The following is a 14,576-nucleotide window of genomic DNA, read 5'->3' on the forward strand; positions in this document are numbered from 1 at the left end:
AGCATCAACCAATCAGAAAACCGTTTTTACACGATCACGCGCCATCACTTGCGGTGGGGAATGGAGAAATATTGGCAAAAAACAATGGATTTTCCGACCTTTACGTTTTATTCGCAGGATATTGTGATCATATAACAACTTCCTGTTTCACCCGTTCCCGCCGGTAAACCATTATGGCTGAGAAGCTTTTTAAGTCCAACCAACTGCTTAGCCAACTCCGACGTGTCGTCAAAAGCGAACAACTTGTGCTGTCGGTATTGGCATTGGTGGTTGGCGCCATGGCCGGGGCGGGGACAATCGTGTTCCGCGAAGGCATTTTATTTGTTCAGACATTGACCTTTGGGTCGGGTGAAGAGGCCGTACACGAATATCTGCGCACCTTGCCGGCATGGCATTTGATTGCGGTGCCGACCTTGGGCGGTTTGTTTGTTGGCGTCTTTATCTATCGTTTCCTGCCGGAACGCCGCCCGCATGGCGTTGCTGACGTTGTTGATGCGGCGTTGTTTCATGATGCGCGCATGTCGTCACGATGCGGCATTAAATCGGCCTTTATCAGTGCGGTGTCGCTGGGTACCGGTGCATCGCTTGGCCGCGAGGGGCCGGTTGTTCATATGGGGGCCTCATTTGGCGCCTGGCTGGCGCGGATGCTTCATTTGCGCCGCAGTACGGCGCGGACCTTGCTGGGCTGCGGGGTGGCGTCTGCGGTTGCCGCGTCGTTCAACGCACCTTTGGCCGGGGCGTTGTTTGCCCATGAAGTTGCCCTTGGACATTATGCGCTGACCGCCTTTGCGCCGATTGTTTTGGCATCGGTGACCGGGACGATCATCACGCGGCTGTATTTCGGGGCGGATGTGGCCTTTTTGTTGCCCACCAATGAAATTCAGTCGTTTCTTGAATTTCCCGCCTTTGCGCTTTTGGGGATTGCCGCCGGGATCACCGCAATCTGTGTGACGCGCGGTATTCCAGTGGTACAGAATGTCGCCCGTGCGGCGAAAATACCCATCTGGTTGCGTCCTGCGGTCGGGGGATTGGTGATCGGCGTTGTGGCGCTTGAGTTCCCGCAAATCGTCGGGGTTGGCTATGGCGCGATGAATGATGCGCTGTATGCAGCCTATGGCTGGTCATTGCTGGTACAGCTTTTGATCGTTAAGGCGGCGATGGTGACGATCTGTTTCGGGCTTGGCTATGCCGGTGGCATGTTCAGTCCGGCTCTTTTCCTTGGTGCTATGCTGGGCGGGGCGTTTGGTGTTGCTGCGACTGCTGTTTTCCCCGATCTGTCGTCGGGGTACGGCGCCTATACACTCGTCGGGATGGGGGCTGTGGCCGCAGCCATGCTGGGCGCGCCGATTTCCACCACCTTGATTATCTTTGAACTGTCCGGCGATTACGAATTGACCATTGCTGTCATGGTTGCATCGGTTCTGGCTTCGATCATCATGGATCAGTTCCAGGGCGGATCGTTCTTTACCTGGCAGCTTAAATGCCGGGGCCTGACGACCCGTTGGGGGCGCGAGGTTAATTTGCTGCGCATGATGAAAGTTGCCGACATCATGAAGCGCGAATACGAAGTTGTCGGATTGAACGAAGGATTGCCCGCCATTCAGGAAAAGCTGGTCAATGCGCCGTATTCCGAATTGTTTGTGGTTGATGAGGATGGCCGCCTGCATGGCACGATTACGCTGGCCGATTTGCGCCATGCCGCCTTTGATCGCGAACCTGGCGATGAAATTACCGCCGGGCATGTCGCGCGATCCAAACCCCCTGTTTTGTTGCGCACCGACAGCATCGAAAAGGCCGTCCGATTGATGGAACAAACCGGCGAAGAACATCTGCCGGTCATTGATGATGACGAAAGGCGTTTGATGGTTGGTTTCGTCCACGAAAAGGATGCGATGATGGCCTATAACAACGCCCTGCTTGAACTGCAAAGCGAAGATCACGGTGGTGCACCGCCCAAGCTTTTCTGATGATGATAAGTAGATAAAAAAGAGCAGCGACAAATTGCGCTGCTCTTTATCACGGTCTTAGTTGCAAGGTCAGGCAGCCTGGGCCATCGCAACAGGTCTGGCAGAATTAGCGGCACCGGACATGATTTGTGCCGCAATGCGGCTATCCGTACCAGAGACACCGGATTTGATATCTGCCGAGATATTATCAATCTCTGCCGATATCTGTTGACGTTGGATCTCTGCGTTTTCCTGCTGTGTTTTCTTTGCTTCTTCGTCACTCAAGCCGGTATTTAATGCTGGTTTGAGTTCTGCATCACGCGGATCTTCGGCTTCAAATTGCTCGATACCCGGAGGTCCAGAAGACGAGGATTGGCTATTGGCTGTTGCATCATCGGAAGATGACGCTTGTTGGCTTTCTTCCTCAACAGACATCATGGCGGCAGCAAAGGCACCTTCGCCACCTCCTTCCTGCAGGGCCAACATTACCGATTGAAGGCTGTCAGCAAGATTGCTGCCCTGCGATCCAATGGCGGCCGTCGGAGATATAGGGTCGGTTATTGGTGCTGCGCTAAATGCGCTGCTTCGTTCGATACCTTCGGATTCACCAACAGAACTTCTGGAGCTAACAGGTATCGAAAACGACAAACCCTGGCCCAGAATTGAAATAGCACTCACGATGTAATGCTCCCTTCTGAGGTTCCACTTTAAAGCGCTTCTGACCGGGCACGGTAAAAATTACCGTTCCCGAATTCAGAAACGCTTCGCAGAGAGAAGGAAGCAAAAAATACGCCATTTAAAAGAGGATTGGAAATCTGCGCTTTCACCCGAGATCAATATGATATCATTGAACATCTTGGGCAAAATTTGCCGCCTGACAAAGGTCAAGCGATCGCGCATGTGATCTTAGATTTTTCCGGATCACAGAAGATTTCGTCTAAATCACATCTTTTATGACATCAATTGCGCCATCAGGCGGTTGTCAAACGGTGTTGCGCCATTGCCCGATGTGCTGGTCTGGCTGTCGGTGTTGGCCTCGGCGCTGGCCGTTTCGGTGCTTTCCGGCGGGGCAGCGGCCATCAATTCGGCAAGGCTGACAATGCCATCTTCGTTGGTATCAAGCGGGTCATAGCTTTCAGTATCGCTGGATGCTGCGGCGCCGCCACCTGATGAACTGTCCGATGTGCTGTCTGTTTCAGTCGATGTCGTGGATGTGGTGGCACCTGCTGGTGGTGACATCGCAGTCAGATAATCGTCTTCGGAAACGCTTTCTGCGTCACTTCCTGCCATCAGGGACCAAAGGTTTTCGGCCATTTCATCGCTGACATCATCTGGCTTGCCAGCAAGAAATTCGTCTTTGGTCAGGCTGCCATCGCCATCGGTATCCAGATCGTCAAAAAGCTGCTGTGCGTCAAAGCCGCCATCTGTTGCCGATGCATCGGTGCTTTCCTGCATTTCCAGCAACATGGTTTTGATCTGATCGGAAAGCTGATCAACACCGCTTTCGCCGCTGGCGGCAATTTCCGATACTGCATCAACCGCTTCGGTTGCTGCGGAACTGTCTTGCGCCGTGGCAAGGGCAAAGCCGCCAATGGCTGAAACATCATTGGTGCTTTGGCTGGATTGGCTGCTGCCAGATGACTGGGTTTGGCCAAATATCTGCGCAAGACTGGCACTAAGGCTTTCGATGCCGCTCATCGGGGGCTCCTGCGTGGTAATTGTTGCTATGATTATTCACGCAGGCGGGGCGAAAAACTGGCGGTAAAAAATGCGGTCAAAAATATTTTCGGGGAAAAAATTGGTCGACGTTCCCGATTTGTTGCACAATAAGCAACCTGAATTTAATGCCAATACTGGCCCCGTCACCACAGCATGTTATATATCGCGCCATGATGGATGATCCCTTTGAAATCGACGAATTCGCTGCAAGCCCGGAAATGCGTCTTGCCGACGCACCTGTATCTGCGCCCGATTACCTTGCCAATTTGAATGCAGAACAGCGCGAAGCGGTCGAAACGCTTGACGGGCCGTTGTTGGTTCTGGCCGGTGCCGGGACGGGGAAAACACGGGTTTTGACCACCCGGCTGGCGCATTTGCTTCAGGTAAAGGCGCAGACCGAACACCTGCATCCGCAACAAATTCTGGCGGTGACCTTTACCAATCGTGCCGCCAAGGAAATGCAGGAACGTGTTGCGCATGCGTTGGGTCATCCGGTTGAAGGGTGGTGGCTGGGAACGTTTCATTCGTTGGCCGCGCGTTTGTTGCGCCGCCATGCCGAATTGATCGGGCTGCAATCTAATTTTTCGATCCTTGATAGCGACGATCAGGTCCGTTTGCTTAAGCAAATCATGGACGCCGAACAGATCGACCAGAAAAAATGGCCAGCCAAACAACTGATGGGCATTATCCAGCGTTGGAAGGACAAGGGGCTTTCACCGGATCGGGTTAATGAAAGTGTCGAGTTCGCCAATGGCGGGGCGAAATACTTGTATAAGGTCTATCAGCAACGGCTTTCCGTGCTTAACGCGGCCGATTTTGGCGATCTTTTATTGCATTGCCTGACACTTTTCCAAAAACACCCGGAAATCCTGCGCCGGTATCAGGAAACATTCCGCTATATTCTGGTCGATGAATATCAGGATACCAACGTCGCGCAGTACCTTTGGCTGCGCGCGCTGGCGATGGTTCATCGCAATATCTGCTGTGTCGGCGATGATGATCAGGCGATCTATAGCTGGCGCGGCGCCGAGGTCGGTAATATCTTGCGGTTCGAGTCTGATTTTCCCGGCGCCAAAGTGGTTAAACTGGAACAGAACTATCGTTCCACCCCGCATATTCTGGCCGCGGCATCGAAACTGATTACCTTTAACGATGGACGTCTGGGCAAAGAGCTTTGGACTGAACTTGATACCGGCGAAAAAGTCTTTGTCAAAGGCGTCTGGGATGGTCCGGCCGAGGCACGATTGGTTGGCGAAGATATCGAAGCCCTGCAAAGCAAGGGCATTGGTGCCGCCAAGATGGCGATTCTTGTTCGTGCTGGTTTCCAAACCCGCGAGTTCGAGGAACGGTTGATCACGCTGGGCATTCCATACCGGGTTATCGGCGGCCCGCGGTTCTATGAGCGTCATGAAATCCGCGATGCGCTGGCCTATGTTCGCATGGTCGCACAGCCTGATGACAGCCTTGCCTTTGAACGTATCATTAATGTGCCCAAGCGCGGGGTTGGCAAGGCAACGCTTCAAATCCTGCATCAATATTCGCGGGATCAATCGGTATCGCTTCCGATGGCGGCGCGTGATTTGATCGGAACCGAAGAACTGAAACCCAAAATGCGTCAGGCGATTGGCGGATTGTTGGGGGATTTCACCCGTTGGCGCGAGATGTTGACCAACCGCTCTCATGTTGAAGTACTTGAAACGGTGCTTGATGAAAGTGGCTATACCGATATGTGGCGCACATCCAAGGAAATAGAAGCAGCGGGTCGGTTGGAGAACTTAAAGGAACTGGTGTCGGCGATTGGTGAGTATGAAAACCTGACCACCTTCCTTGAGCATGTGTCGTTGGTCATGGAAAACGAACAGAATACCGATCAGGAAAAAGTCACCATCATGACCCTGCATGGGGCCAAGGGACTTGAATTTGATTATGTTTTCCTGCCCGGCTGGGAAGAAGGCGTTTTCCCCCATCAGCGTGCAATGGATGAAAGCGGCGTCAAGGGATTAGAGGAAGAACGCCGTCTGGCCTATGTCGGGATCACGCGGGCGCGCAAACGTGCGACGGTATCCTATGCGGCCAATCGGCGGATTTATAATCAGTGGCAATCGGCCCTGCCGTCGCGGTTTGTTGATGAATTGCCAGATGAGCATATCGAACGTATCAGCGATACGGGGCTGGGCGGGCATGGTGGAAACCATTCGCCGGGGGCCTGGGGTTCAGATGACTGGATGAAAATGCCAAGCTGGGCGGATGAAACGCCGCGCCGTGACAGTTATGGCAGCGGTGGCAGCAAAACGGGATCGGGTGGTTCATCGACCGGGGGCGAGCGTCGCTTTGCCAGTGCCGGTTGGCAGGATCGCGTGCGCAAGAATGTTATTGATGTAAAGCCGAACGGTGAAACCAGCTATTCCACCAATTCGAAATCATCGAAATACAAGGTCGGGGATGCTGTCCGTCATCGTAAATTCGGTCCGGGGACTGTGCGGGCGGTTGATGGCAACAAGCTTGAAATCGATTTTGAAGATGTCGGTACAAAGAAAGTGGTCGACAGTTTCATTCTGCCGGGCTAAGCCCCGGACACGTTATTTTTGGTGCGCCCGTTGGCCCGCCGCAATCTTGCGAGACGCGATATGATCGAAACCGTTCGTTGCTATAATTTCACCTTCGAGGTTGACGGCAAATTTGCTCCGGCCTTTGCCGAGGCGTTGTATGAGCATTGCGATGCCTTGTCGCATTTCGAACGGGCTGGCGATCCAACCGCCCCTTGGAAAGTCGAAGGGTTTTCGGGAAATCATCTTGATAAGACGGCGATTGAAACGGCGGTATCATTGATGGCGTCGGCGGTTGGTGTTGCGGTGCCGATGGTTGAGTTTGGGTCATACGAACCCAAAGACTGGGTCAGTGACAATCTGCGCAGTTTCAAACCGATTTCGGTCGGTCGGTTTTATGTACATGGCTCGCATTGGGACGAAGGCGTGCCGGTGGCAAAAACCGGGCTTCAGGTCGATGCCGGGCTGGCGTTCGGATCGGGCGAACATCAAACGACCAAAGGCTGTTTGGCCGCTATTGATTGGGTGGCCAAGTATTCACACCGTTACAATGCGCTTGATATGGGCTGTGGGTCGGGCATTTTGGGTATGGCCTGTGCCAAAACCTGGCGCAGTTCGGTGATGATGGCCGATATCGATGCTGCATCGGTGCGGGTTGCGCGTGAAAATGCCCGTATCAACCATATTGCCGATTTGGTCACCGCGATCCATTCCAACGGGTTTAGCGACGTGCGCATCCGCAATGCCGGGTATTTCGACATCGTTTGCGCCAATATCCTTGCGCGTCCGTTGCGTCATATGGCGCGTGACCTGCGCGCGACACTTGCCGAGGACGGCGTTGTCATCCTGTCTGGCTTGCTGTCGCATCAGGAACAATTTGTCCTGTCGGCATATCGCGATGTTGGTTTGTCGCTGGTCAAGCGTTTCCCGGTTGAAGAATGGACAACACTGGTGGTTGGTTAAGCCACCAGTGCATTGACAAAGCGGTAAATACCAAGCCCGCCAAGGATGACGATCAGTGTTCCGACTGCGATCATCAAGGGTTTGCGCGGTATGATGCGGACAAGCACGGCGGCAAGCGGTGCGGCGGGCACACCGCCAATCACCAGTGCCAATGCCGCCATCCCAAAGCTTTCCAACCCGAAATGCCCGGCAAAAGTCACCGTGATCATCACGGTGACAAAGAATTCCGATGCTGCTGATGTTCCCAGCATCCGATGTGGTTCCGCATTGCCGCGATAGACCAGCGTGCTTGATACAATCGGTCCCCATCCGCCGCCGCCCACCGCATCCAGAAAGCCGCCCACAAAGCCCAGCGGTGCCAGACCCTGCATGGCGGCTGGTGGCTGTACCTTGCGCATGGCTTTGACGATCACAAGTATGCCCAGTGCCGACAGATAAAATGCGACAAACGGCGCAAGATAATCACCAATACCCGATGACAGTAACGCCGCCCCGGCCGCCCCGCCAATCGATCCGGCAATGGCCAGTGTGCGCACCATTTTCCAATCGACGTTACGTGCAAAGTGGTGTGATGTTCCGGAAACGGCTGTGGTGAAAACCTCGGCGGCATGAACCGTGGCACTGGCTTGTGCCGGGGGCAGGCCGATGCTGATCAAAAGTGCTGTCGATGTCAGGCCATAGGCCATGCCAAGCGCGCCATCGACAAGCTGTGCTAGAAAACCGATCAGAACGATCCACCAAAAGAAGTCGTCCATTTTACGCTATTGCCTCGCATAAGAGACTAAAACGCGGTGATTGTATCTGTGTGGCGTGATTTCAAATATCGGGATTATGGATCGAAACGGAATATCGGCCATGCACAAATGCCACATGACTTTCGGTTAAAATCCGAATTTTCGTCAAACCAGCGGTTCCAGATTGTGAATTTCAGAGGTTTTTCGAGTCGTAAAACAGAAATCCTTTAATCACACGTTGATAAGTCGGTCGGTAATTGTGATCGCTAATATTGTCTTCGCTGTAATTTCAAATGTAACCATCTGAAATATAGCCATAAAAACTGAAAGAATATTTATTCTCAAATAAGCATATAACGCAAAGTTGTAAGGGCATCTTGTTGGTTACTGTACAAATGTATAGGTATCAATTAAGTCTTAAGGATGAGCCAAGCCTGAATAATAGCGAGTGCCGATGTGACAGAAACAGATCGCCAAATTCTGGTCGTTGATGACGAGCCAGTCATTCGAAAGCTGCTGGGGCGTGTGCTGGAACGATCAGGTTTTCAGGTTATCATGGCCGAAGACGGCCTCGATGCGCTTGAAAAGCTGCGCCATGATGCATCTGTGCGGCTTGTCGTATCTGATCTGCGCATGCCGAAATGTGGTGGTTTGGAATTTGTTGGCAAGGCAATTGGTGAATTCAAACGTGATTTCGAATTTATTCTGCTGACCGGGGATGGCGACAAAACCGATGCCATCAAGGCATTGCGTCTTGGCGTGCGGGAATTTCTTGATAAACCGGTGGATCGGGCCGATCTCGAAGCGGCGGTTTCGAATGCGGTGGAACGTTTGCGCGACCGCGATCAGGAACATGAACGGGTTCGTCAGCTTGAACTTGAAAATGTAACCCAGTCCCGGAATTTGGATTCCATTATCCGCAAGCTTGGCGGCGCCGAGGAAGAACTTATCGATCGGCTTAGCCTGATTTCGCAATATCGCGATATTGAAACGGCAGAACATTGCGTGCGCGTCGGCCTTTATTCACAGGCGCTGGCCGAGATGGCGGGGCTGGGTGCCGATATTCAGCGAACCGTGCGCCTTGCTGGTATTCTTCATGATATTGGCAAGGTCGGTGTCCCTGACGAGGTTTTGCTTAAAGAAGGTCCGCTAAGCGAGGCCGAATTCAAAATCATGCAGCGTCATACCGAAATCGGCTATGCGATGTTGAACTCGTCGGAAAACCCTGTTTTGGCTCAGGCGGCGGTAATTGCACGCCACCATCATGAAAAATGGCGTGGCGAAGGTTATTGCTCTGGTTTAACCGGCGAAGACATTCCGCTGGTGGCGCGTCTTGTGTCTATTGCCGATGTTTATGACGCATTGCGCAGTGCGCGGCGTTACAAACCGGCCTTTGATCATGATGTGGCGGTGTCGATCATCGTAAAGGGTGATCAACGCACGACGCCCGATATGTTCGATCCCAATCTGCTTGGCTTGTTTGCGCAACATCATGATCGTTTTGATTGCATTTATAACAGTATGCCCGACAAGGCAGTCTGATTGGACGGGCGCGACCGATGACTTCCAAAATTGAATTGATCCTCGGCAAAACGCGCAACCGCATTGCCGACTTTATGCTGATGGTGATGGTGGCGGCCGGGTTCCCCGCCCTGCTTGGTGCGGTCTATCGTGATACCGCCGAGGCAGCCATCATTTCACAGCTGCCGCAGGTCGCAATTTTCGTGATCATGCTGGCGATGTTGATATTCCGCAGCAAGATGTCGGCCGTGGTTAAGTCGACGGTAATCGTCTCTGCGATGACCGTTCTGGGCGGGCTTTATCTTTCGCTTTTCACACCCGGAAGCGGCATGGCTCTGTTGATTGTCGGAACGGCAATTTTTGCGGTTTTCAATTCTTTCCGCAAAACATTGGTTTATGCCGTGCTTTGTATGTCGATTATCCTTGTTGTCGGGGCGTTGCGGGTTTCCGGACTATATCCCGAAATAATGTCAGACGGACATCATGTGCATCACACCATCCCGGTCTGGGCATCGACCTTTTTCGGTTATGCCTGGATGAGTGCCGCACTGGTTGTTGGCGTCGTCTGGATGCGCCAGGCCTTGCTGCAATCGGGGCTTGATCAGATGCGATCCCATAACGAGATCGCAATGGGCCATAACTTCCTTGAACAAATTCGGACAAGTGCGGCCGATGTTGCATCGTATTTTTCATCGCTTCAGCGGATCGAGGACGTCTCATTTCAGCCCACTTTGTTGAAATTCGTCGATATCTTGAATGTTGATCGCGCCAGCCTGTGGCTGCAGGATGAAAATGGTGATGTTTACTGTGTTGGTTTGGTCGATAAAACCGATCCCAATGTCAGTCACGAAGGGCTGGTGTTGCGTCGCTGTGACCTGCCGCGCTATTTCGCCGCTCTTCATACCGGTCAGGCGATTGATGCGGTTGACGCACAGGACGACCCCAGAACCTCGGAATTTACCGACAACTATTTGCGGCCACTTAACATCCGGGGGATGCTTGATGTTCCGCTTGTGACCGGTGCGGGAAGTTTTGGTGTCCTCTGTTTTGAATGCATCGGTCAGGTTCGTCACTGGCGACCAGATGAAATCGTTTTTGCCCATACCGCTGCTGGACTTTTGGCGGCGGCGGCGGGTATTAAAACGGCGATGGAAACCAGTGACAAATTGTCGCTGTCGCAACGAAAATTCGAAGCCGTTGCCAATTATACCTATGATTGGGAAAGTTGGATCGCGCCGGATGGTGGCGCATTATGGGTTAATCCGGCGATTGAACGCATTCTGGGTTATCGCCCCGAAGAATGCATCGCGATGGAACATTATCCATTACCCCTGGTGCTTCGCGAAGATCGCGACCGGGTGCGGCATTATCTTGAAGAAGGGTTTAGTGGCCTTTCAGGCAATGATCGTGAATTCACTGCCATTCATAAAAGCGGCCAGCATGTCGGTATTGCCATGTCATGGCAGCCGATCCGCGATAGCCAAGGCCGATATCAGGGCATTCGCGTAAGTTGTCGTGATGCAACCGAGCGTATTGAAAGCCGTCGTGATCTTGAACAGGCCTTGTCGCAGCTTGAAGCTAATCAGCGGCGCCTGCGCGCGCATTTCAATAATACCAAGCTTGGCGTGATTTATTGGACGCCGGACCGCACGATCATCGAGATCAACGAAACGGCCGAACGCATGTTTGGCTTTGACGCAGGCGAACTTGTTGGCAAAAAAGTAGAAATTCTGGTGCCGCCAAGCGAACGTGGGCGCCTAAGCAGCCTTGTTCTGGATGTTACCAAGACCCGCACCAGCGTAAATACCCGGTTTCCCAATGTGACCAAGCAGGGCAAATATATCATCTGCGAATGGTATGAAAGCCCGATCTTTGACAATAACGGCGATCTTGATTGTGTCGCCAGCTTTGCATTGGATGTGACCGATCGCGAACGCTATCAGGAAACTCTGGACTCGATTTATCGCGGTATCAAATCCCAGGTCGGGACCGATTTCTTTGAAAACTTGACAAAGGTTCTGTGTGAAACACTCGACATGTCATTTTGCCATGTTGCGGAACTTCATGGGACACGTTTGAAATCGGTCGCGCTGTTTTCGCCCTTAAAATCAAGGGAGCTTATGGATTTCGATCTGGCCGGTTCCCCCGCCGAGGAAGTCATAAAGCGTGGCATCATGGTCTATGCCGATGGATTGGCCGATGATTTTGGTGGTGATGAACGTGTCAGCGAAGACCACGCACGCGGTTATGCCGGTGCTGCGCTTTATGATGACGATGGCAATGCCATCGGTGTGTTGGTCACGATTTCCGATAAGCCGCTGGCCGATCCGGAACTGGCGGTCTCAATGCTTGAAGTTTTTGCCGGACGGGCATCTGCGGAATTGCAGCGTCTGCGGTCCGAACGTAACCGTCAGAAACTTGAACATCAATTGCAACATTCCCAGCGCATGGAAACCATCGGGGTTCTGGCCGGTGGTATCGCGCATGATTTTAATAACATTCTGCAACCGATCAGCGGTTACGCCGAACTGCTTTATACTGATCTGCCCGAAGACTCACCGCTGCGCGATGATGTGTCGGAAATACGGTCCGGCGCAGAACGCGCGCGCGATCTGGTCAAGCAAATCTTGATGTTCAGCCGTAACACCGACGAAGAAACATCGGTGCTAAGTGTGGAAACCATGGTTAAGGGCGCAGTGCGGTTTGCGCGCGGTTCAATCCCGTCTTCGGTCTTGCTTGAAACTGAAATCGCCCCGGATTTGCCAGGGATTTTGGGCAACGCGACCCAGATTGACCAGTGTTTGATGAACCTGATTACCAATGCCTATCACGCGGTCGGTGATCGCGGCGAAATCAGGATCGAGGTCGGGTTATTTGAACTGACCGAGGATATCGCCGCCGAACGGCCGTTGCTTGATCTGGGGGAATATATCCGCATCAGTGTTATTGATAATGGCTGCGGGATGGATGAGGAAACCGCCAAACGCATCTTTGATCCGTTCTTTACCACTAAGGAAACCGGCAAGGGAACCGGGCTTGGCCTGTCGACTGTGCATGGCATCATCACCGGTCATAAGGGCGTGATCGATGTTTACAGCCGTTTGGAACAGGGCACGCGGTTTTCGATCCTGTTGCCAGTATTTGACGAAGATATCACCGTCACGTCTCAGCGCGCGATAGAGCTGTCACCGGGCGTTGGCGGTCACATTGTTGTGGTCGATGACGAAGAAAAGAACTTGCGCCTGTGTCAGCGGATGCTGGGGCGTATGGGATACGAGGCAACCTGTTTTAACCGGGCAACAGATGCGCTGGCGGCACTTCGTGATCCGACACAGGAATTTTGTCTGCTTTTGACGGATCAAACCATGCCCGACATGAACGGGGTCCAATTGATTGCCAGCCTGCGTGACGAAGGCAATAATATTCCTGTTATCGTCATGACGGGTTACGCATCCGAAGGTGTCACCGAAAATTGGCGCCAGCTTGACGTTGCGATGATGCTGGCCAAGCCTTTTGATATTGTCGAACTTCATGATGGACTGGAAACCGTATTGGGATCAGGCAAGGCCGTCACCGCGCCGTCATCTGAGCCATCGGCAACAGAAAAATCCGGCGAGGCCTAGTCTGGGGGCGGGGCTTTTTGGCGCCAAGGCGTGATCCATCTTCCCGGCGACCAGGATGACCCGACCCAACGATCATGGTGCGAACTTAGCGACCGCCCGTGATATCCATCAGGGCGCCGGTAACGTATGACGCATCATCTGTCAGTAACCAGTAAATGGCATTGGCAACCTCGTTGGCCTTGCCCGGTCGGCCAAGCGGGCAGGACGGGCCAATTTCCGCAACCCGTTCGGGGCGGCCAACACTGCCATGGATTTCGGTATCGATAATGCCCGGTCGCACAGCATTGACGCGAATGCCTTTGGGACCAAGTTCCTTGGCAAGACCGATGGTTAATGTGTCAATCGCGCCTTTTGATCCGGCATAATCGACATATTCCCCGGGTGATCCCAGTTTTGACGCCACAGAGGATACATTGACGATGGAACCGCCTGATGTGGTCATGGTGCGTGCGGCCTCGCGTGCGACCAGATAGGCGCCCAGCACATTGGTATCAAAAACCGATTTCATCCGGGCCATATCCATATCGGCCAGATTGCTTCTGGGGGCAACGATCCCGGCATTATTGACAACCCCGTCAATGTCGCCAAACCGGTCGAGTGCCGTTTGAAACAGATGGACGACGTCATTCTCGTGACGCACATCGCATTTCTGCGCAAAGACATTTCCGGTCCGGCCCACCCGTTCACACATCGCACAGGTTTCTTCTGCACTGGCTTTGTTGCCAACATAGCTAAAGGCAATGTTCCAGTCATTTTGTGCGCATAGAACGGCGGTTGCGCGGCCAATGCCACGCGACCCACCGGTGATCAGAACGGTTTTTGTCATAGGATTTCCCGCATCCGGTTGCAAATGTTGGCGTCACTATGGAACGGCATCCGGGGTGAGGTCAAAAAGAAACGGCCCTGCTGTGGATAAGCAGGACCGTTTCAGAGGGAAAGACAAAAAAGACCGCAAGGATCGTGAACCTTCGATCCTGCGTTACGTCTTATAGCATTGGCGACCTACGCGGGCGGGATTGATCCCTAATCCCTGTCCGTTGCTTCCATCGAAAGGGTCTGACCCCGATGATGGCTTTCAGCATCGTCTGCCAGATTGGCAGGGCCTATATCAAGGCCGAGCGCGGCTCGTTCCATAGTGGTGAGGCGCTCTAGACCGTTATAGGCCGTCTGACGACGACGCGATTGAACGGCGCTCTGGACAGTAATTGGAAAACGGATCACCGTTTTGGTCTCCTGCAAATTGACGTCCCGACGGGTCATCTTTTTGTCACGTGGATGTCATAGTTTAAAGTTTCCTTAATTTGCATTGCGAAGCTTGCAGGGCTTTCATACCCATGACGCATGTGGTGGTATAGGCTACTTGCCGCTGTAGTTTATTTATGCGCTGATTTGAGTGGTTTGCGGGCTGAAAGCCGCCCGTAAACCGGGTGCATGGTCACACGTCATGGCATTCCATCTTGCATGTGTTCGGCGAAAACCCTTAGATAGCTTTGTTCAGATGCTGCCCCACGCATAGAAACGAGG

The 14,576-nt window shown here is 53.0% G+C and carries 9 protein-coding genes; 5 read left to right on the top strand and 4 right to left on the bottom strand.

Translation table 11 applies throughout. The features are described 5' to 3' along the window. Window positions 1–173: 173 nt before the first annotated feature. Entirely contained in the window at window positions 174–1,967 is a 1,794-nt protein-coding gene (locus TALK_RS03805) for a chloride channel protein (protein WP_085616046.1), read from the top strand. A gap of 69 nt (window positions 1,968–2,036) precedes the next feature. On the opposite strand, the gene TALK_RS03810 is transcribed toward TALK_RS03805, so the two are convergent. Beyond that, window positions 2,037–2,624 carry a hypothetical protein gene (locus TALK_RS03810; RefSeq protein WP_085616048.1) on the bottom strand — a complete coding sequence of 196 codons (588 nt, stop codon included), beginning with the start codon at window positions 2,622–2,624 and terminating at the stop codon, window positions 2,037–2,039. Between the two features lie 273 nt (window positions 2,625–2,897). Continuing rightward, window positions 2,898–3,644, bottom strand: a complete 747-nt coding sequence (locus TALK_RS03815) for an EF-hand domain-containing protein (protein WP_085616050.1) — start codon at window positions 3,642–3,644, stop codon at window positions 2,898–2,900. A 194-nt stretch (window positions 3,645–3,838) separates the two neighbouring features. Between TALK_RS03815 and TALK_RS03820 the strand changes: the two genes are divergently transcribed. Further along, entirely contained in the window at window positions 3,839–6,232 is a 2,394-nt protein-coding gene (locus TALK_RS03820; RefSeq protein ID WP_085616543.1) for an ATP-dependent helicase, read from the top strand. 60 nt (window positions 6,233–6,292) lie between these two features. Beyond that, window positions 6,293–7,174 carry a 50S ribosomal protein L11 methyltransferase gene (locus TALK_RS03825; RefSeq protein WP_169714936.1) on the top strand — a complete coding sequence of 294 codons (882 nt, stop codon included), beginning with the start codon at window positions 6,293–6,295 and terminating at the stop codon, window positions 7,172–7,174. Here the strand turns inward: TALK_RS03825 and TALK_RS03830 are convergent. Next, window positions 7,171–7,929 carry a sulfite exporter TauE/SafE family protein gene (locus tag TALK_RS03830; protein ID WP_085616052.1) on the bottom strand — a complete coding sequence of 253 codons (759 nt, stop codon included), beginning with the start codon at window positions 7,927–7,929 and terminating at the stop codon, window positions 7,171–7,173. The genes TALK_RS03825 and TALK_RS03830 overlap by 4 nt on opposite strands. A gap of 435 nt (window positions 7,930–8,364) precedes the next feature. Between TALK_RS03830 and TALK_RS03835 the strand changes: the two genes are divergently transcribed. Both TALK_RS03835 and TALK_RS03840 read left to right on the top strand, forming a co-directional pair. Next, the gene (locus TALK_RS03835; protein WP_085616054.1) at window positions 8,365–9,450 is read left to right on the top strand and encodes an HD domain-containing phosphohydrolase; all 1,086 of its coding nucleotides are present in this window, start codon (window positions 8,365–8,367) and stop codon (window positions 9,448–9,450) included. A gap of 17 nt (window positions 9,451–9,467) precedes the next feature. Beyond that, the gene (locus TALK_RS03840) at window positions 9,468–13,052 is read left to right on the top strand and encodes a PAS domain S-box protein (protein WP_085616056.1); all 3,585 of its coding nucleotides are present in this window, start codon (window positions 9,468–9,470) and stop codon (window positions 13,050–13,052) included. Between the two features lie 85 nt (window positions 13,053–13,137). On the opposite strand, the gene TALK_RS03845 is transcribed toward TALK_RS03840, so the two are convergent. Next, the gene (locus TALK_RS03845; RefSeq protein ID WP_085616058.1) at window positions 13,138–13,878 is read right to left on the bottom strand and encodes an SDR family oxidoreductase; all 741 of its coding nucleotides are present in this window, start codon (window positions 13,876–13,878) and stop codon (window positions 13,138–13,140) included. Between the last annotated feature and the right edge of the window lie 698 nt (window positions 13,879–14,576).

Source organism: Thalassospira alkalitolerans, from assembly GCF_002115745.1.
In the GTDB taxonomy this organism is placed as follows: domain Bacteria; phylum Pseudomonadota; class Alphaproteobacteria; order Rhodospirillales; family Thalassospiraceae; genus Thalassospira; species Thalassospira alkalitolerans.